The organism is Neobacillus sp. PS2-9 (assembly GCF_030915525.1).
GTDB lineage: Bacteria > Bacillota > Bacilli > Bacillales > Cytobacillaceae > Neobacillus.
The window spans coordinates 4,621,437-4,641,332 of record NZ_CP133269.1; the positions used below are offsets into that span (position 1 = coordinate 4,621,437).

Annotated in this window: 13 protein-coding genes and 1 pseudogene; 7 read left to right on the forward strand and 7 right to left on the reverse strand. The window is 39.0% G+C overall.

The genetic code is table 11. From position 1 onward, the window contains the following. Positions 1–144: 144 nt before the first annotated feature. Positions 145–2,400 (forward strand): outer membrane protein assembly factor BamB family protein, encoded by a 2,256-nt coding sequence (locus RCG25_RS23140; RefSeq protein ID WP_308081170.1) that lies wholly within the window; start codon positions 145–147, stop codon positions 2,398–2,400. Positions 2,401–2,738: 338 nt separating this feature from the next. On the opposite strand, the gene RCG25_RS23145 is transcribed toward RCG25_RS23140, so the two are convergent. Next, on the reverse strand, positions 2,739–3,887 hold the full coding sequence (locus RCG25_RS23145; RefSeq protein WP_308081171.1) for a PQQ-dependent sugar dehydrogenase: 1,149 nt from the start codon (positions 3,885–3,887) through the stop codon (positions 2,739–2,741). 990 nt (positions 3,888–4,877) lie between these two features. Next, positions 4,878–5,840 (reverse strand): helix-turn-helix transcriptional regulator, encoded by a 963-nt coding sequence (locus tag RCG25_RS23150; protein WP_308081172.1) that lies wholly within the window; start codon positions 5,838–5,840, stop codon positions 4,878–4,880. A 109-nt stretch (positions 5,841–5,949) separates the two neighbouring features. Here RCG25_RS23150 and RCG25_RS23155 point away from each other — a divergent pair, with 109 nt between their 5' ends. Then, positions 5,950–6,429, forward strand: coding sequence for a GyrI-like domain-containing protein (locus tag RCG25_RS23155; protein ID WP_308081173.1), 480 nt, complete (start codon positions 5,950–5,952; stop codon positions 6,427–6,429). 14 nt (positions 6,430–6,443) lie between these two features. Beyond that, entirely contained in the window at positions 6,444–6,911 is a 468-nt protein-coding gene (locus RCG25_RS23160; RefSeq protein ID WP_308081174.1) for a DUF8821 family protein, read from the forward strand. 178 nt (positions 6,912–7,089) lie between these two features. Here RCG25_RS23160 and RCG25_RS23165 read toward each other — a convergent pair whose 3' ends face one another. Both RCG25_RS23165 and RCG25_RS23170 read right to left on the reverse strand, forming a co-directional pair. Next, a complete protein-coding gene (locus RCG25_RS23165) occupies positions 7,090–7,749 on the reverse strand; it encodes a YdcF family protein (RefSeq protein WP_308081175.1) in 660 nt (219 codons plus the stop codon). 42 nt (positions 7,750–7,791) lie between these two features. Beyond that, positions 7,792–9,171, reverse strand: a complete 1,380-nt coding sequence (locus RCG25_RS23170; protein WP_308081176.1) for a toll/interleukin-1 receptor domain-containing protein — start codon at positions 9,169–9,171, stop codon at positions 7,792–7,794. A 463-nt stretch (positions 9,172–9,634) separates the two neighbouring features. On the opposite strand from RCG25_RS23170, the gene RCG25_RS23175 reads away from it, so the two are divergent. Beyond that, positions 9,635–10,300, forward strand: a complete 666-nt coding sequence (locus tag RCG25_RS23175) for a hypothetical protein (RefSeq protein WP_308081177.1) — start codon at positions 9,635–9,637, stop codon at positions 10,298–10,300. Positions 10,301–10,349: 49 nt separating this feature from the next. Further along, positions 10,350–11,870 carry a glycine betaine uptake BCCT transporter gene (locus tag RCG25_RS23180; RefSeq protein ID WP_308081178.1) on the forward strand — a complete coding sequence of 507 codons (1,521 nt, stop codon included), beginning with the start codon at positions 10,350–10,352 and terminating at the stop codon, positions 11,868–11,870. Positions 11,871–11,976: 106 nt separating this feature from the next. Here RCG25_RS23180 and RCG25_RS23185 read toward each other — a convergent pair. The 3 genes and pseudogenes from RCG25_RS23185 to RCG25_RS23195 form a co-directional block, all read right to left on the reverse strand. Continuing rightward, positions 11,977–12,237, reverse strand: a pseudogene (locus tag RCG25_RS23185) (branched-chain amino acid transport system II carrier protein); the annotation flags it as partial. A 475-nt stretch (positions 12,238–12,712) separates the two neighbouring features. Continuing rightward, positions 12,713–13,375, reverse strand: coding sequence for a DNA-binding response regulator (locus RCG25_RS23190; RefSeq protein WP_308081179.1), 663 nt, complete (start codon positions 13,373–13,375; stop codon positions 12,713–12,715). Positions 13,376–14,577: 1,202 nt separating this feature from the next. Beyond that, positions 14,578–16,047, reverse strand: a complete 1,470-nt coding sequence (locus RCG25_RS23195; RefSeq protein WP_308081180.1) for a glutamate decarboxylase — start codon at positions 16,045–16,047, stop codon at positions 14,578–14,580. A 414-nt stretch (positions 16,048–16,461) separates the two neighbouring features. Here RCG25_RS23195 and RCG25_RS23200 point away from each other — a divergent pair, with 414 nt between their 5' ends. Both RCG25_RS23200 and RCG25_RS23205 read left to right on the forward strand, forming a co-directional pair. Then, positions 16,462–17,634, forward strand: coding sequence for a sulfite reductase subunit alpha (locus tag RCG25_RS23200; RefSeq protein WP_308081181.1), 1,173 nt, complete (start codon positions 16,462–16,464; stop codon positions 17,632–17,634). A 772-nt stretch (positions 17,635–18,406) separates the two neighbouring features. Next, positions 18,407–19,867 carry a DNA/RNA non-specific endonuclease gene (locus RCG25_RS23205; protein ID WP_308081182.1) on the forward strand — a complete coding sequence of 487 codons (1,461 nt, stop codon included), beginning with the start codon at positions 18,407–18,409 and terminating at the stop codon, positions 19,865–19,867. Positions 19,868–19,896: the final 29 nt, after the last annotated feature.

Sequence of the window (19,896 nt, forward strand, 5' to 3'; positions counted from 1 at the left end):
GATAAAAATTCTTTCAATAAGAAAGTTCTTTAGAAGTTATTAAGCACCCTATCTAAAAACTTCCCTGCAGCGAATCTAAATGAATAAAAACTTCTTATATACGGGCAAATTACTGTAAAAAGATTGAAAGGAGTGTGTGAAAAGATGAAGAAGTCTGGTTGGATTATTATTTTATTATTCCTTTTGCTAACTGCAGGTTGTACCACTACACACAAGGCTGAGAAAAATAGAAACGATGAGGCAAAGTCTGAAGTAAAAAAAGCAGACAAGGGCGAGGACAGTAAGCAAGGCGCCACTGAAAATAAAACGAAGGAGCAATTGTCTAACACTAACTATCATTCCTATCAGCATTTGGATTATAAAAGGAAGATTGCACCGAGGTTTGCACCTAATGAGTTGGCCAAGCCCCCTGCAGGAAATTGGGCAACGCATGGCGGAGATATCCATAATAGCATGTACTCACCCCTTAACCAAATCACTGCCTCAAATGTTAAGAACTTAAAAGTAGAATGGGTTACCAGCCTAGGTTCAGGTTTTGAGTTTAAATATTCTGGTGAGGCGACCCCACTTGTCTATGATGGAGTCATGTTCACCATCACGGGGGCGAATCAAGTCCAGGCCCTCGATGCAAAAACTGGTAAAATGATTTGGGAATATAGACCCAATCTCATGAATGGGCTGAATACCGTCTGCTGCGGGTGGACAAGTCGTGGTGTAGCGTTAGGAGACGGGAAAGTCTTTGTCGGATTATTAGATGCCAGGCTAGTTGCTTTAGATCAAAAAACCGGTAAGGTAGTATGGGAAACCAGAGTGGATAATTGGGAAAAAGGTTTTACCATTACCAGTGCCCCACTCTATTATGATGGAAAAGTCTACACAGGAATTGCCGGCGGCGAGTATGGTATTAGAGGATATGTAGCCGCTTATGACTCTGAACTTGGCAGACAAATTTGGAGAACCTATACACTGCCAGCACCAGGTGCTAAAGGAAGTGAAACCTGGCCAAAGGGCAGCAGAAATTGGCTTACAGGCGGAGCGCCAGTTTGGCAGACTCCGGCCATTGACCCAGAACTTGGATTCATTTATTTCTCAACCGGGAATACATCGCCAGACCTGGATGGCAGCAAGAGGGAAGGAGATAATTTATTCGCCAACTCAATTCTTGCACTTGATGCCAATACAGGAGAATACAAATGGCACTTCCAAGAAGTACATCATGATATTTGGGATTTGGATCCGGCCAATCCTGTCGTTCTATATGATGTGAAAATGAATGGCCAAATGAGAAAAGGAATTGCCCAAGCTGGGAAAACAGGATGGCTTTATCTTTTGGATCGAACAAACGGCAAGCCGCTCATTGGCATTGAGGAAAAGCCAGTACCACAAAATACAAACCAAAAAACTTCTCCAACACAGCCCGTTCCTATTGGAGATGCATTTGTACCACAAAAGGTTACCGAGGAAGATGTTAAACGAGATTTACCAAAAGATTTTAAGGGGACAATTGGAAGTATATTTACACCTTTTTGGGATAAGCCGGTTACCCTTAAACCATCACCTCAAGGTGGAGCAAACTGGCCGCCCTCGGCTTACAACCCAAACACAGAGTATTTTTACGTATTAGGAAATGACAATTATTTTGCCTATGCGCATTACGGGGAAGAAGAAAAGGCGAGGTTTGAACAAGGGAAAGAGTATATCGGCAGTGTATGGCAGCCGGTGGAAAACTCCCCTAGCCGCGGCACCGTTACCGCACTCGATATTAAAACGAATAAAATCGTTTGGCAAAAGAAATGGGATGCCATCGCCTACAGCGGCCTCTTAACAACAAAAGGAAACCTGGTTTTTACCGGTCATAATGATGGAAGGATCATTTCCTACGATGCAACCAACGGAAATCAATTATGGGATTTCAAAATGGATGCAGGTGCAAATGCCCCGCCTATCACTTATGAAATCGATGGAAAGCAGTATATCTCTATCTTCGCCGCCGGAAATACACTGGCTGGAACAAAACATGGGGATAAAATCTACACCTTCTCTTTAGAGGGTAAATATGGATCTGTAAAGGATATACCTAAGGATAAAATCAATACATCTCCTGTAAAACAAGGTGCAGCAGAAGAAAAGAAGCAGGAAACCAATAATAAAACCAAAAAAGAAAAAACCAGCACGGAAGCAGGCGAAACAGTATATAAAAACAATTGCATGGCCTGCCACGGTGCAGGTGGTGCAGGTGGGCATAATGGTCCAAACTTAACAAACACGAAAATGGACCGGGCTGCCATCATCAAACAGGTGGAAAATGGAAAAGGCCAAATGCCTCCATTTAAAGATACGTTATCTAAGGAAGAAATACAGGCCGTTGCAGATTATGTAAAGAGTCTTGGCGGCGGTTAATAACGAGCTTGAAAAAGAAAAGGTAATCGTCCTATTAATCGGACGATTACCTTTTTAGTTGGCTCTGTATTAACTGAATGTTGATTTCACCGTGTTTGAAAAATAAACGGAAAAATTCCGCTTAAATTGGGAAATACCATTATTTCCTTAAAAATAAGGGTATTTTTTCCGTTTATTTAATCCAAATCGTTGGATTTTATCTTATTTAGAGCAGTTAACCGGAATATCTCCGTTTATTTCTGCTTCTTAAGCGCCCAATATATACAATAGCCGGAAATTCTCCGCTTATGAATTCTCATACCTACACGAAAATCAACAATGAATGATAACAGAGCCTTTTAGTTAGTAGAAGCCTTTTCTGTTAAAGAAAGATGAATTAACTGATCATCCTTGTCTGTCGGATTTCCACGGTTATCACGGTTACTGGTAATTGTGTACAACTCATTATTATCGACTAATACATCCCTTAATCTGCCTGCATTTCCGAAAAACTCCTGAAAGTTCTTACTGGCTAGGTCATAGGTAAAGATTTGCTTCCCAGCTAAAGAAGCAACAAAAAGTTTTCCATCCTTAAAAGCCATACCTGACGGCGCCCAGGTTTTATCACCGGATTGAAGAATTGGCTTCATCATGCCTTTTGCACCTTCATCTCCTTGAACCACAGGCCAGCCATAGTTTTTCCCTGCTTGAATCAGATTAATTTCATCATGGCCTGACTCCCCATGCTCTGAGCTATAGAGGTTGCCGTCCCCATCCCAGGCTAATCCCTGAGGATTCCGATGTCCATAGGAATAAATATACGAATTTTTAAATGGATTATCAGTCGGAATATCGCCGCTTAGCTTCATTCTTAAAATTTTACCCGCTAAACTATCAAGATTCTGAGCGTTTTCCTTTACGCCGACATCACCTGTAGTGGCATATAACATCCCATCCGGCCCAATTTTTAACCGGCCGCCGTTACTTACCGTTCCTCCAGGTATCTTATCTAAAAGTACTTTATCTTCCTTCCACGTGTTATCTTCAAGTTTGAGTGAAATAATTCGGTTTAGGGTCTTTCCATCTTTCTGATAGGTGTGATAAGCAAATGCTTTCTTTGTCGTAGTAAAATCAGGTGCTAAAGTAAATCCAAGAAAACCACCTTCACCTTCATTGACAATATCCTGTGAAACCTTTACTTTCTGCACTTCTACTAAACCAAGATTACCGTCAATTTGAATAACGGAGCCTTCCCGCTGACTCAGGAAAAACAGACTGTTGCTCTTGTTAATAGTCCACGGAATAGACAAATGACTTGCATTCACACTGCCATCATCCGAGAGTGTTACCTCTACCGCCTTTTTCATTACCTCATTTGCATCCTGCTGAAAGGAATCCTGTTTGTTCCCACCATCATTCCCCTTATCTTGCTTCTCCCAAAACACAGCCAAACCAAGTCCCGCTACCAAAACAACCCCCAGGACACTAAAACTAACTAATCTTTTCAAAATACCACCTCAAAAATAAATTCATTTTCTCTAACAGTTTAATCACATTTCAGACTATTTAAACTTTTATAATTTTTAATTTTAGTAGGGGGACATTGTAGCTCATGCCCAATAAAAAGAACCGAGCAAAACACGCCCGATCCTTTTTTGTTTAGAGTACATCCGAAAGTTGCTTGCGGATTGCCGACAGAGACCTAGTCGTACATAGCGTATCCTATAGTAGTCAGTCGAACTTTCCACGGGCATTAAAACCTTCTTCTATTTACTGGTCACGCACTTTTTCTCTTTCCTCGGGCATTAGAACCTTCCCCATTTACCGGTCACGCACTTTTTCTCTTTCCTCGGGCATTAGAACCCTCCTCTATTTACCGGTCACGCACTTTTTCTCTTTCCTCGGGCATTAGAACCTTCCTCTATTTACCGGTCACGCACTTTTTCTCTTTCCTCGGGCATTAGAACCTTCCTCTATTTACCGGTCACGCACTTTTTCTCTTTCCCCGGGCATTAGAACCTTTCCCTCTTTACCGGTCCGGCACTTTAACACTTACCACGGGCATTAGAACCTTCCCCTATTTACTGGTCGGGCACTTTAACACTTACCACGGGCATTAGAACCTTCCCCTATTTACCGGTCACTTACTTTTTCTCTTACCTCGGGCATTAGAACCTTCCCCTATTTACCAGTCGGGTACTTTTTCCTTTACCTCGGGCATTAGAACCTTCCCTCTATTTACCGGTCACGCATCTTTTCATTAGGATTGAGACATAAAATGCCTCAATATCAGAGACTGTGGTAGGTAAGATTATATACTTTCCTAACTTTTAAACCGCAAGGGTCTTGAACAGCCCAGACAGGCAATTGTTCTTCGGCAAGAAAATTCCGCCTTTTGACTATTATTGCCGAATGTTATTTGACCCAAACTGTAACAATCATCGCTTTATCAAGCCAAGATTGTTACAAGATACTCAAGGTGTTTTAACTAGCACTTCCTATGGGAAGAATAAGGATAATCTCTCTTGTAAACAATCTAAAAGTTCTACGGGCACTTCCTTGACTTTGATATCCCCACCTAGGAAAAGTAGCCAATTTGTTATTTCGTTTAATTCTTCGGGATTAGTAACATTGATAAAAGTCTTTAGAATGGCTGTGGTTTGGTATGGATTCGTATAGGAAATTGCAACTTTCAAAGGATGGTATTTTTTGAACTGGGCAATTGCCTTTGGACCAAGTTCAAGGACAAGATTAATCTCTTCTTCTTGCTTACTTAGTTTTTCTAAAATCTTTTTCTTACTTAATCTATTTTTCGTAGAGTATGATTTGACATCGGTGAGATTGTCGACAGGGACAATTCTCCTCTTATCATCCTTTAAGTCAAAGCCGTCAATCATCCAAATGCCTTTGTCATGATAAAGGTGCAAGAGATAAATGGGATAAGACTTTATTCTCTCCTCTTCTTTGATGGTGATCAATAAAAAGCTGTCTAGAAGAAGGATTTGAATGAGTTTTTCTAACATAGGTTGGGGCAGGTCTGAAAGTTCAAGTAGGTCGGGATTATTGGGGTTAGTCCCTTCAAAAAGCAAGATTTGGTTTAAATGAACAAGGTCCTCTTGCTGATTTTCTGATATGAGACCTAGTAATTTTTCAGCTAAAGACTGACGACTCTTTAGATAAGGAAGTTGTTGATTTCTTGTGGCCATAAAGGCAATAAAAAGAGCTTTAATCTCATTATCGGTAAAGCGGACAGTGGGCAGGACAGAGTTGTTCATGACAAAATAACCCCCATCCCTTCCAACTTCAGTGACAAGTGGCATCCCCATGCTTTCAATTTCTCTGATATCTCGAATAGCAGTTGAACGAGAGATGTTAAATTCTCGCATGATTTCAGAAATGGTAAAGTTGGCGCGGTTGTTGATATACCGCATAATAGTATTAATTCGTTCAACTTTTTTCATTGGGAACTCCTAAACAGTATCATTTTTTGACATGATTAAAGACTATTATAATCTCATCAGATGAAAAAACAATCATTTGATTCATTTAAAAAAAAGGAAGGTTTTGAATATGGCAGATTATACCCTAGAAGAAAAAGATAGCTTCACCGTTTTAGGTATTGGAACAGAGCTGAAGAGCCACTACACAGACTATGCTGGCATAAACAAGGAAAAGGCAGACTTTTGGTCGGCCGTCAATGAAGATGGTACGCTTGATAAGTTAAAAGCCTTAGCCACAAATGATTACATTTTTGTCGTAAATGAAGCGGTGAATAACAAGATGATGCATTATGCTGGCGTCATGACAGAAGAATCAATACCAGAAGCAACTAGAATGATCCAGTTTCCAAAGGGAGAATACCTGGTTGTAAAAGGAGAGGCAGCGACAGCCGAAGATTTGAGCAATATGGTTACTGGCATTGCCTTTGGTCAAGTCCTGCCGGAAGCAAAGAATTTTGCCTATGTTGGCGGGCCAAATACAGCAGTTATAATGGGGCAACGAAACGGCTTAGTATTTGGTGAAATGTGGATTCCTGTTGTTAGGAAATAAAAGGAGCGATGGAATTGTCCTATATCGTTGATTTTAAAAATGTGTCTACGGTTGGTTTAGAGCCTTCACCTGTAGCAGAAGCGATTGCTGGTCTACGTGCGAATGAAGCCCGTTACTTTATGAACAAATACAAGCATGAATTTACGGTTGTTCCAGCTAGCGAAAGTCAGGAGACACTTGATTATGTGAACCGAATTTTGAAAGAAGAACGTGATATTGAGTTTGCTGCTAAACCTTTAGAAACCTCGCGTTTTCAAGTAGAAAATATCAATTGGACCTACGTCTTTTATGAGGATGGTCTATCAGTCAACGTCTTGTATACGATTGATGGTCCTAAGCCGAAGCGGGCCGTTGGTTTTAAGCTTTCTGAAGGGATGGAAGTACCTAAGGAGTTAGAAGCGAAGTTTAAGTTTGCTAGGCAGAAGTCTAAACTAGCTGGAACCATTCGGGGCTCGTATTTTGTCATTAAAGGAGAATATTAACGTAAGCAAAACAGCACCTCTCTAGCAAATTTGAGGGTGCTGTTGTTTTTCAAAAGGATCATTTACTTATGAGATGTTCACCGTGACGGGGGTGAAGGCAATTTTTTTCGAAAAAAACGCGGTATATTACACGCGGTAAATTTGATTTCAAGATAATTTAGCAAGTCATTTAAAATGATTATGCCTTAATAAGTTGTCTATCAAACCCATTACCAACTAATCGTTTATAAGCTTCCATAACATTTTCAGGAATATCCTGTGGAATCTGAAAGCCGTTTTTTCCATATAAATCAATTCTTTGAAGGTCACCAACCATAATATTTATGAAATCTGAAATATCCAATTCAACAGATTCATTATAGTAACTGCAATACGATTCATAAGAATATTGAGGTGAGGTTACGATGAAATTAAGAGTAGGCCACTGCATTTTTAAGGTCGCATATATTCTTCTCTCTTTAAATGGTTTATCCACCACAATATAATCTGAAAACATAAGCTTTTCTTTTTCTATTAATTTCTTAGAGAAGTCAATATTTTGTCCGGTATTTGTTGATTCTGTTTCAATAAATATCTTATCTCTTGGAACACCTAGTGAAATAGCAATTTCTGAAAACTTCTCAGCTTCGGTTTGTTTCCATATGTTTTTGGTTATTTTACCTAAACCACCTGTAAAAATTACAAATTGGGCAAAGCCTTGATTATATAAATCAGCTGCTCTTTCTGCAACATGCGTATCGTGACTCCCAAATGCCAAAATGCAATCTTTTTTACTCAGTTTATTATTTAAGTGGTGATATTCCCACAACAGTTTTGCATCAGCGTTAAAATCATACATATCAATTCTCCCCCTAATATTTCAATAAATTAAATTAGGTGACTATTCATAAATAGTCTTGATATCATCCAATTTTTGTTGTTTGCCCTTCCAAAAGTTCCTTTTTGCACTGTCATAAGCCAATTTATAATAATGCTGGGATTTTTCTTTCTCGCCAATATAAATGTAGTATTCAAAAAGGTTCTGATATAAAGCAATCTGATATATAGCGTCAATATGATTTCCGCATTTTGAAAATGAATCAAGTAGATTAGGTAGAAGTTTTTGGGCTTTCTCAAAGTCGTTGTTGAGAATATAAAATTCCAACATCCGACGTTGAGTATGAAATAATTCTTTAACATTATAACGAATTTCATCAGTCTGTACCATTAAATAATCAAACAGAACCCTTTCCTTATTTATAACTGCAAGTTCACGCTGCGGTAATAGAAGAGCATCCACAAAGGGAACTTCAAATATTTTATTCTCATCATTAATGAAGTTAATCAGTTCTTCGCAGATATCACTTGCATAACCATAGTTTCTCTCTTGTTTATAAGTAACGGCTAAAAGCCATTTTGCATATACTATTTTCTTGAATTTTAAATCATCATATGATGGAGATTTGGATAAAATAGCAACTGCACGTTCTAAGTATTTTCTTGCCTGTTTAGTGTATACTCGCTCACCGGAGTGAATATAAATGACAGCTACTTGTATATCAATTTCAGCTGCATTGTTAGAATAGATGCCTATCTTAAATAACGTGTATAAGAAGGTTTCGAGCTTAAATGAGTCCACGTAATGCTGTTCCAACCAGCTTTTGATAAATTGGGCATTCGGGTTGTTTTGATACTCACGTCTAATTTTAGTAAGAATGCCTGCTAAAATTCTATCTACATCAAAAGGCTCTTTTTTTGACAACCATGCTCCCAATGCATTTATATCACGGTCTTCATTATTCAGCAAAATATCATCAGCCTTAGTAACGGTCTGTTGATTTCCGATAACAATAGAATCATTCTTGACATCTATTCGTTGAGTAGGTTGCCTCGAAATTCTGGCTATTAACTCCTTAAGTACTTCTGATTGAGATTCATAAGCATTATAACGTTGTACATCAGTTAAGTAGAAGTTAAAACTTTCAGTCAACTCGCAATTTTCCAACATAAAAGGTAATACTGTTTTGCCGTAACTGAGAGCCAAACTTACTTCTTTTTGAACCCATTGAGATTTTTGGGAACTGCTTGACAACATTAATAAAAACATCCCACAATTCCTTATTGCTGCAGGAATTTCATTGGCATAACTGCAACCGACAGGAATACTATGCGGTGCCATCCAACAGCTAATATTGTTTTTTTCTAATATATTTTTTATCGCATTTACATTATTAAATTCACTTGAACTATAACTTATAAACACATCAATATTAACTTTCATTTAAAAATCATTCCATTCAAATTTAGACTTTATAGAAGTCAAAATGTTATCTAAAACATTCACCGCTAATCCGAAGTCATTTTGCAATTGTCTTTTTTGTGAATAGTGTTTGTGTCTTACTATCTAGTGATTATTATAATACAGAAAATGAAATTTTTTTACTATTATATTGATCATTACATGACCTAAGCAGTTGAATTAATTCTTTGACAAATAGAAAATCTCAGAAAACACTCGACATCTTAAAACACCCCAATAATCGTCAAGGAAATAACAAGCAGCAACTCTCCATCAATTAGAGGGTGCTGTTTTTTTTTTCGCAAAGAAATAAAGCTTTAATACTATTAATAACCAAATTTCATGTTTTTCTAGAAAAAAGGCATCCTAAAGAAGAATGCGATTCATCCAGATACCATGTTGTTTTGAAATTTACTCCACCTATGGATTGAAGGGAGATTTAGTCGTGAAACTGTATCAAGTAAGAAAAGGGCAATTTGTTTACTATAACAATGAGTTACACAAGGTATATGGAGTAAAACCAATGTATAAACTATCCGTTCATCTTATTAAGCTGAGGGATTTAACACAGCATATTACCAATGCTGCAAGTGTGGAAAGATACATTCCAAGGGAAAATGACAGCTTTATTTATAATCATAAGGTATATACGCTTAGGAATAATCAAAAGCCTGTAGCGGAGGATTTGATTTTAATTAACAATCCGGCCCCTGATACTCTGGATCACTATTCCTTAAATGAAATTGAAGTGGTTGAAACGGTTGATAACAAAGGGGTCATTACAAGCGATTTGGATGGGATCAAGCATACCGAATATTTATTAATGGTACCTGGCCGTGCTACTGACAGTCATCCTATCGATTATAAAGATATGGTAAATATTGAAGAAAACTTCGATGACGCTGGCCCACAAATTACTCATCCATACGGCGAGCTATCCACACAGTTGGGAGACATATATAAAAAGAAGGATAGTGATATGTTAATCGAAGCTATGGTGGTTGCGATTAAAGGGCAAACGATTTATCTTGGAGGCGGTATAGAGGTACCCCATGAAGAGTTAATGGATACGGATAAGTGGGAATTTCAATACAATCCCTTTAATAACTGACAGTAATAAATCGTAATTTTAAGTATTCTTTAAGTGCCAGGAGGATTCTATGGATAAGTTTAAAGAAAATAGTGTTTTTATTATCTCATTACTGCTGACCCTCATTTTTATTCTCTGGGGAGTTTTTTTTACAGATAATCTTACCAAGGTCACCAACGCCATTTATAATGGCTCAATTGATTACCTTGGTTGGGTTTATCTCGGTACTACTCTATTCTTCGTTATTTTTTCTATCTACTTGTTATTCTCAAAGTACGGTAATATCCGACTCGGCAGGAGAAATGATAAACCTGATTTCTCTACCGCTTCCTGGCTGGCAATGCTGTTTGGTGCTGGTATGGGTGTCGGGATTGTATATTGGAGCGTCGCCGAACCAGTAACCCATTATACAGCCCCTCCGTACGGGAAAGGTTATACTGTTGACGCAGCTAACACCGCAATGAAATACACATTTTTCCATTGGGGCTTGCACCCTTGGGCAATCTACACTGTAATAGGGTTAGCCCTTGCTTTTTTTCAGTATAATAAACGGCTTCCTGCAGCTATCAGCTCAGCGTTCCATCCCATTTTGGGCGACAGGATTTACGGGCCGATTGGCAAAACAATCGATATCTTGTCCATCTTTGCAACAGTTTTCGGTATTGCCACCTCTTTAGGGCTTGGGGCCATGCAGGTCACGGCAGGTATGCATGACATATTCGGCATTCCTAATACGTTATTTATCCAACTTATTGTCATTGTGGTCACAACAGTTCTTTTTATTATTTCCATTAATACAGGCTTGGAAAGAGGAATAAAGTACTTATCCAACGCAGCTATCATCTTTTCAGTGGCAATCCTTGTACTGATTATGATTGTCGGTCCAGCATTAACCGTTATTAAAGTGTTTTTCAATACAACAGGACTGTATCTAAGTGACTTTTTACAAATGAGTTTACGGTTAAGCCCTTTTGGAAAGGGTGAGAAATGGATTGCTTCCTGGACCTTATTTTACTGGGCTTGGTGGATTGCATGGGCGCCATTCGTCGGCATGTTCATTGCCCGGGTTTCAAGAGGGAGGACAATTAAGGAGTTTGTGGTTGGTGTATTGATTGTTCCCACACTTGGAACCTGTCTTTGGATGTCCGTATTTGGAGGTTCAGCACTTGAACTTGTTCAAGATCCCGGAAACCGCGATTTGGCAAAACAGATCGCCGAAAATATAAACTTGTCTATATTTATTTTCTTTGACCACCTTCCATTAAGCACCCTATTAAGCATTTTAGGTTTTGCCGTGGTCGCTATTTATTATATAACTGTCGCCGATACCGCAACCTTTGTATTAGGGATGCTAAGTGAAGGCGGAACGCTTAATCCTTCTAACAAAATAAAAATGACATGGGGTGTCATCCAATCTGCTTTATCGGCTGTTCTGCTGATCGCCGGTGGTTTGGAGGTATTGCAGACCGCTTCCATTGCCGCCGCACTCCCATTTGCCATTATCATGCTCGCCATGTGCTACTCATTGCTAACAGGCTTAAAAAATGAAGCTGAATTACATAGAGGCAATAAAAGAAGCACACAACATTAATAGTGTTTATTAAAAAACCTTCCTGATTGTGTCATTAATCTGGAAGGTTTTTGTGTAACGTTTAATTTTTCTATTTTCTAAACGCTACTTTTTCTTTAAATTGCCATGGGGAATAGGAAGCAAAAATAGGATGAACTCTATTAGTTAACGCATCGAATGTTCCTGATTTTGCAATCGCTATAAAAGCTAATACTGTAAGACCCACATCAGAAATAATAAACCCAATAACTGCTTGCCATACATTCTCTCCAGCAGCCTGTCCCAAATAGGCTGGAAAAATTAAATTCCCTGCACCGAATAACATTGAAAATAACATTAAGCCAATAAACAGGATTTCTTTACTGGTTAATTTATTCAAACAATTCATGTATCACTAAATTAGAAAGAGTCTCCTGGCATACATTTTTTTCTCCTTCGAAATTAATCAACCTAAAAGGTGATACAAAAATTTGTATCACCTCAATTTATAGCTACTATAAAACCGCCTCTATTATGATAAGGTTCTCCGTAACGCATCTAATGAGGCTCTCTTGTATTTTTTTAAAATAACAAAAAAAAGTTTAATCAAATCACCCTTTATTAAAAAACACGTCTCATCTCACTTCTTTTAAATAAGAAGTCTTATCCTTAATTGAATAAACAGCGATAGTAGAATAAGCGGAGATTTTTCGGTTAGATGCAAAATAGAGCTCGTTTCGGGGTATATAAGGGGAGGTTTTCCGATTATGCAAAGCAAAATTACCCATTTTCACGTTTTTAGAGTCAATAGGCGTAATCTCTCCGTCTATTTAAGCTATTATTAATCCTATTTACTAATTAAGAGAAATTTCTCCGTCTATTTATCAGATTGGGTGCTTAACCTGATCCCCCAACCGATACGAGCGGACCCTCACGATCCCAGAAGCGGGAATAAGCATCTTTTTATCGACTAGTTGAGAAAGTACTTTTTTTACCGTCTTGTCACTTAGCTTCAAATACTTCTCGACTTCTATAGGGGATATGGCTTCTCCTTTTCGGATCGCTAGCCGAAGCACTTCCTTTTCGACTAAGGACAGAGTGGTCTGATCCAGTTCATCCCCCAGCCATTGGCCAATCACTTGCTGAACAATTTGTTGGCAGCGACGAGGCTTCTCTTTAACTTGATCATAAGAAAATCGGATCACGGTCCATCCGTCAATCACCAACTGGTTTTGGCGTTCCAGGCTGTCAGCAAATTTCCATCTGCTTATGTTCTTTAAGTGAGGACCGTACCCGTCGATCTCAAGACAAATCCGGATGGCGGGACGAATATAAGCAAAATCCAAATACCTTTTGCCATCCTTGAAATCATTGACTTCATATTCTGGATGCAAATGCCGAAAATGGTGAAATAAGGGCCACCACACTTGCTTCAAAAACAACATTTCGGCCTGGTTGTGACCTTCTCGTAAACGCCGCAACCGTTCACCGGTTCTTGCCTGCAAGTGAGTGTTCAAAAAGGCCTTGTATTCTTCTTCAAATCCCATAGAATCCCTCCTCCTATCCAATGGTCATCTCTTTTACAGAACCCTTAATAAAACTATTGCCAATAAATCATTTAAACAAATATAGTGGACAAACTACAAAAATTATACAGTTAGCCTAAATGGCTTAACTAATTTGGAAACCAAGATCCACAACATGGGCATTTAATGCATACATATTCTCGATGCAACGAATGAATCATCTCCATTATTTATTTACTTGAACTTCGGAAAGTTTTTTAAAATTAATGAGTAATAATGCGAGTGAAAAAAGAAGTTTAATGTGTCTTATATTGGAGAAATTTAAAGGCAAATAAAGACTTGCAGAGTAGCTAACATAAAAAGAAAATTTGAGGATAGAACTATTTTTAGTTTAATAGAATTCTTAATTTTGTCAATTTATTTTCTTTATATTTCGACAATAACTTGGCCACTTTTTTATAAAAGGTAATTAAATCTACTGTTTTTTTACGACACACGAACTTATAGGATTTAGTTAAAAACAAGAAATTTTCTATAATTGCCATTTCTATTACCAATCCTGTTTAGAAAGAAATGCCCATTTGAAGATTGTAATAGGTGGTAAAGTATTCTTGGAAGTCAGCGAACTGATATACGATCTGTTTCTTATTTAATTAATAATTCAGTTTAGGAATCATTGTATGAATCAAAATTCTATTAATTTTTAGGCTCTGTTATTATTCATTATTGATTTTTATTTATGTGTTTGCTAATTCATAGGCGGAGAATTTCCGGCTAATGTTTAAAAAGAAAGCTTAAGAAGCAGATATAAGCGGAAAAATTCCGATTAACTGCTTTAAATAAGTCAAAATCCTAAGATTTAAATAATATAAACGGAAAAACTTCCTTTATTTTTAAGGAAATATGGGTATTTCCCAATTTAAGCGGAATTTTACCTCTTATTTTTCAAACACAGTGAATCAACATTAGTTATAACAGAGCCGCTTTTTTAGGAAAACCTACACATCGGGAGTATTATTTACAAAACCCATCTCTGATCTATAAATCACTTTTTATCTAAACTTTTACAAAAACCTCATTTACTTTTGAAATGCACTTCAATCGTTAGACACAAAACTAACAATTGGAGGTGGTTCCTTATGTTACGATTCACCCACCAACACATTATACGGTGGTCAATAAATGAAAGGAAGCCTCTACTGAGACCTCCTCTTTTGCTCCACTTAGTGATGAAACCCGTTATCACATTTCGTATCATGTGGCATTGGCCCGTCCAGGGAATCCAGAAAGGCGACGGCCTGTTTGAGGTTCATCAAAAACAAATGCGCGAGGTCCATGGAAAATCCATTTCGAACCACCACGCGCATAATCGTCACCTCTTCCATATCTGGCGGTAATGGATAGGCAGGCACTTGCCAACCGAACACACGCAATTGCCGAGACAAATCATAAAGATTCCAGTTTAATGTGTACCCTTCTTTCATTCGCCAAGCGAAAACCGGAATATCCGAACCATCAGACAAAAGTTCGAACGGTGCCATCTCCTGAATAGCCTTGCTAAGAAAAAGAGCGACTTTCTGAGATGCCCTTTGCACATCATGGTACCCACTTTTTCCTAAACGCAGGTAATTGTAATATTGCAGGAGCACTTGCGCCCCAGGACGAGAGAAATTCAGGGCAATAGTCGGCATATTCCCGCCCAAATAGGAGACGCGGAAGATGAGGTCATCAGGAAGATCTTCCGCTTCCCGCCAAATAATCCATCCCAACCCAGGATACACTAGTCCATATTTATGTCCAGATACATTGATGGACTTCACCCTGGGTAATTGAAAATCCCAGACCAAGTCTGGTTGAAGAAACGGTGCTATAAATCCTCCCGAAGCCGCATCCACATGCATAGGAATGTCGAGGCCCGTCCTCTCCTGTAAATCATCCAACGCTTTCGCAATCGTGGCAACCGGTTCATAAAGCCCGGTATAAGTCTCACCAAGAATCGGTACCACACCTATCGTATTTTCATCCACTGCAGCTAGGACCCCCTGGGGATCCAAATGTGGATGCTCTGGGCTAATCTTCACATACCGTGGTTCGACCTCCCAATAGTTGGCGAATTTTTCCCAAACAACTTGAACAGCGGAACTGAATACGATATTGGGCCGATCCGCCGGCTTCCCTTCTCTTTTTCGTGCATTTTGCCATCGTCTCTTTAACGCAAGCCCCCCGAGCATACATGCCTCTGAAGAACCAGTGGTTGAAACGCCCATCGTCGTAAGGGGGTTGGGCGAATGCCAGAGGTTGGCGAGAATTCGGACACAGCGCTCCTCTATTGCGGCTGTCTGCGGATATTCGTCCTTGTCAATCATGTTCTTGTCGAATGATTTGGCATATAAGTCTTTTGCAGCAGGCTCCATCCATGTGCTAACGAATGTTGCCAGATTCAGGCGTGCATTGCCATCAAGAGCAATTTCATCGTGGACGATTTGATACGCTGTTTCGGGTAACATGCCTTCATCAGGCATGTTAAAGCGCGGAACGGCTAATTCGCCTTCACGGGCAAACAGAGGATTAACAGAAAATTCGTGAGGCAGCTCCCTTTGCACATGACGCGGTAGACATTGTTGCTTATCTGGCATGCCCCCTTTTCCTTCGTATGCATCGTTTTGAACTTCTTCTTTTCGATCCTGTGGCATACAAGGCCTCCTTTATTTATTGTTTAACCATCCTATTATTTACAAAAAAGCATTTGGTAAACCATTACCTATATACGATACTGTTCACCCCGTGCCAGGCACCCTAATGATTCTTATTATTTGGCTGTGTTAAAGAACAGTGTTGATTTATACACCCTGTTGATTGGAGCGGAAGGCACGAAGACTCCTGTGGGAGTATGGTTCAGGGGAGACCCCGCAGGCGCAAGCGCCGAGGAGGCTCGCCGAAACACCCACGGAAAGCGAAGTGCCTGGAGCGGAAATCAACAGGCAAATTTAACAGAGCCTATTATTTAAAGCCGGATTAAAAATGATTGTCCATTGTGTGTCAAACTCCACATCTGATTTCCCAACTCTGTGGTATTCTAGTTATAGACTACTTTTGGAGGTTATGATATGCAACTTACATTGGAAAATCCGAAAAGCACCAAAAGTGAAAAACCATTTTCACGGACTAATCCATTTCGAGCAAAAGTTCTAAAAAATAGTAATTTAAATGGAACTGGCTCTAGCAAGGAAACCAGACACATTGAGTTATCATTAAAAGATTCAGGTCTTTCTTACAACCCGGGTGATGCACTTGGCGTTGTGCCGGCAAATGATCCGGAACTTGTCGCTTCTCTTCTTGAGGTAATGGGCTGGGATGAAGAATCGGTTGTAACTGTTAGTAAGCTAGGTGAGACCCTCCCGTTAAAGGAAGCACTGACTTCTTACTTTGAAATTACACTTCTGACTAAGAAAATCTTACAACAAGCAGCAGCATTTACTGAAAATGAATTGCTTCAAAACCTTGTGTTAGTTGAGAATTCAACCCAACTAAAGGAATATTGCTATGGGCGTGATTTGCTTGATATGTTACGTGATTTTGGTCCATGGAAGGCTTCTGCCCAGGACATTGTTTCTATATTAAGAAAAATGACGCCGCGTCTCTATTCAATTGCAAGCAGCCTTACAGCAAATCCTGATGAAGTTCATCTAACGATAGGTGCAGTACGCTACACGGCGCATGGACGTGACCGAAAAGGCGTTTGTTCTGTTTTATGTGCTGAACGTCTTCAGGAAGGGGATACGCTTCCAGTCTTTGTTCAAGCTAATAAACACTTCAATTTGCCAGATTCCCAAGATACAGATATTATCATGGTTGGTCCTGGGACGGGCATTGCACCATTCCGTTCTTTTATCCAGGAACGTGCAGTTAATAAAGCAACCGGCCGTTCATGGCTGTTTTTTGGGGATCAGCATGCTGCCTCGGATTTTCTTTATCAAAACGAGTTGGAACAATACCAACAAGATGGGGTATTAACAAGACTTGATACGGCATTTTCCCGCGATGCGGTTCAAAAAGTTTATGTCCAGCATAAATTGATCGAACATAGCAAAGAATTATTTGCATGGATTGAAAAAGGAGCTATATTCTACGTTTGTGGGGATAAGGAACATATGGCGAAAGACGTCAACGACACGCTTATTACCATTATTGAACAGGAAGGTACAATGGATCGTGAAGCAGCCGAAGCGTATCTTAAAGATATGCAGAAGCAAGGACGTTATCAACGTGATGTGTATTAACTATGAATGAAAGGGCATTGGCCATTTCACTCCAAAAAGAACCTTTTTGATTAATAAAATTTTACCATTCATTAAATGCCAACTTTAACAGTAACTCATTATTTTGATTAAATATAAAGCAAAGAGACACTTCATTCTTTTTTACGAAGTGTCTCTTTGCTTTTTATGCTTTTCTATATGAATAAAAAAGAAATATGTCATGCAATTGCAGAATTAGAATCTCACAATTATTACATAGTTTTACATTTACTATTAGAAATAGATTTAATTTGCTAAAAATTAAATCTATTTAGACGCAATTTATGCTATTGTCAAATTAAGCAAGGTGAACACAATACATACCTGTGGCTCGTATCCAAACCATGTGGAGTGTGGCGTGAAAAAAGGGAAGGGTAATAGCTGATTGAATGACCTTTGGACTCCTTCGTATTGTCGAGAGGATGGTTTATGTTCTTTCAGCGAACGGATTCAAATTTAAAAATAATTGTAGGAGGTGCTCAGAATTCTTGTAAGGCTTTTTACACTTAAGATAGACCTCTAGTTGAAAACCTTCGTGTAAATCCATTTTATTTTAAATGAATGTAATTATATTTTTTTTGCTCATATTCATAAAATGTACACTGGCTATTATCTTTTTACTCTTACCTTGTGCAATATACCTTTTCAGCAAGATTTCTCTTCTGAGTATCACGATTATTTTATTATCCATGTCTTGACTTACAAATTTTTCTACCAATATGTTTCCTAAAATTCAGTAGGAGGTTATTGCTATATGTTTGAAAGTGAATCGGTACAAAAAGCCATTTTAACTAAAAGAGGAAAGAGAAAGTTAGCCTACCTTGTAAGTATGTGCTTGGTGTTTGTAGCTGCTATAGGGAATGTATTTATTCCACATTCACAAGCAGCTGTAGGAACGAATATTGTCATCAGTGAAATTTATGGTGGAGGCGGAAATAGTGGTGCTTCCTACAAAAATGATTATATTGAACTCTACAACCCTACTAATTCCAGTGTTACCTTAACCGGGTGGACGGTCCAATATGCCTCTGGAACGAGTACATTCAGTAGCATTACAAATTTAACAGGAAGCATTGGTGCACATCAGTACTATTTAATTAAAGAAGCAAGCGGCGGTGGAGGAACGGTTGATTTACCTACTGCTGATGTAACAGGTACCATCAACTTAAGTGCAAGTAGTGGAAAAGTTGCTTTGGCTAAGGTCACTACCTCGGTTTCAGGTTCAACTGATTCAAATGTTGTGGATTTTGTAGGCTTTGGTTCTGCCAATGATTCAGAAACTACTCCAGTTGGGACTCTTTCCAATACGACAAGTGCAGAACGTAAAGACAATAACAGCGGCACAGTACAAGGTCAAGGGAATGGTTGGGACACAAACAATAATGCTAACGACTTGGTGATCACAAGCAGCTTGGACCCTCAAAATTCATCTTCTCCTGCTGAACCAGCATTAGGCGTTGATAATGATAATTTGGGATTAGGGAATCCAAGTGGGGCTACAGCTGATGTATCCAATTCCAATAATTATTTAATGACCAAGCTACAATATACTCTTTCTTACAATAATAGCAAACACGAGCCCAACTGGGTAAGCTGGCATTTAGGTTCATCTGATCTTGGAAGCACACCGCGTCAAGATAATTTTCGTGCGGATACATTACTTCCGACAGGATGGTATCGGGTTACATCCACTGAATTTTCAGGCAGCGGATTCGACAGGGGACACATGTGTCCATCAGAAGATCGAACAGCTTCTGTTGATGACAATTCCGCAACATTTCTGATGACCAATATGATTCCTCAAGCTCCAAAAAATAACGAGGTAACTTGGGCAAGTCTAGAATCCTATTCCCGTAAACTGGTTTCAGCCGGAAACGAATTATATACTATTTCCGGAGGTTACGGAAGTGGGGGTACCGGGTCAAATGGATATATGACGACTGTTGGGAATGGAGTTGTCGTGCCAGCTAAAACATGGAAGGTGATCGTCGTATTGCCTAATGGGAATAATGATGTTAGCCGTGTAACAACTTCTACTAGAGTAATAGCTGTGTTGTTGCCGAATGACCAAACAGTTTCCAGTCAACCTTGGGGCTACTATAGAGTAAGTGTGGATACGATTGAGTCTTTGACTGGTTATAACTTCCTTTCCTCGGTATCAACAAACATTCAAAGTACCATCGAAGCCAATGTTGACAGTGGTCCTACGAATTAACCATAGGAAGCTACTGGTAGGTTCTTATA

What these genes read in the sequence shown, in the direction of transcription:
- RCG25_RS23165 (WP_308081175.1), bottom strand. Translation starts at nt 7,749, where the DNA reads ATGTATGATTTTAACGCTGATGCAAAACTGTTGTGGGAATATCACCAC.
- RCG25_RS23200 (WP_308081181.1), top strand. Translation starts at nt 16,462, where the DNA reads ATGCAACTTACATTGGAAAATCCGAAAAGCACCAAAAGTGAAAAACCA.
- RCG25_RS23205 (WP_308081182.1), top strand. Translation starts at nt 18,407, where the DNA reads ATGTTTGAAAGTGAATCGGTACAAAAAGCCATTTTAACTAAAAGAGGA.
- RCG25_RS23180 (WP_308081178.1), top strand. Translation starts at nt 10,350, where the DNA reads ATGGATAAGTTTAAAGAAAATAGTGTTTTTATTATCTCATTACTGCTG.
- RCG25_RS23195 (WP_308081180.1), bottom strand. Translation starts at nt 16,047, where the DNA reads ATGCCACAGGATCGAAAAGAAGAAGTTCAAAACGATGCATACGAAGGA.
- RCG25_RS23140 (WP_308081170.1), top strand. Translation starts at nt 145, where the DNA reads ATGAAGAAGTCTGGTTGGATTATTATTTTATTATTCCTTTTGCTAACT.
- RCG25_RS23155 (WP_308081173.1), top strand. Translation starts at nt 5,950, where the DNA reads ATGGCAGATTATACCCTAGAAGAAAAAGATAGCTTCACCGTTTTAGGT.
- RCG25_RS23170 (WP_308081176.1), bottom strand. Translation starts at nt 9,171, where the DNA reads ATGAAAGTTAATATTGATGTGTTTATAAGTTATAGTTCAAGTGAATTT.
- RCG25_RS23150 (WP_308081172.1), bottom strand. Translation starts at nt 5,840, where the DNA reads ATGAAAAAAGTTGAACGAATTAATACTATTATGCGGTATATCAACAAC.
- RCG25_RS23190 (WP_308081179.1), bottom strand. Translation starts at nt 13,375, where the DNA reads ATGGGATTTGAAGAAGAATACAAGGCCTTTTTGAACACTCACTTGCAG.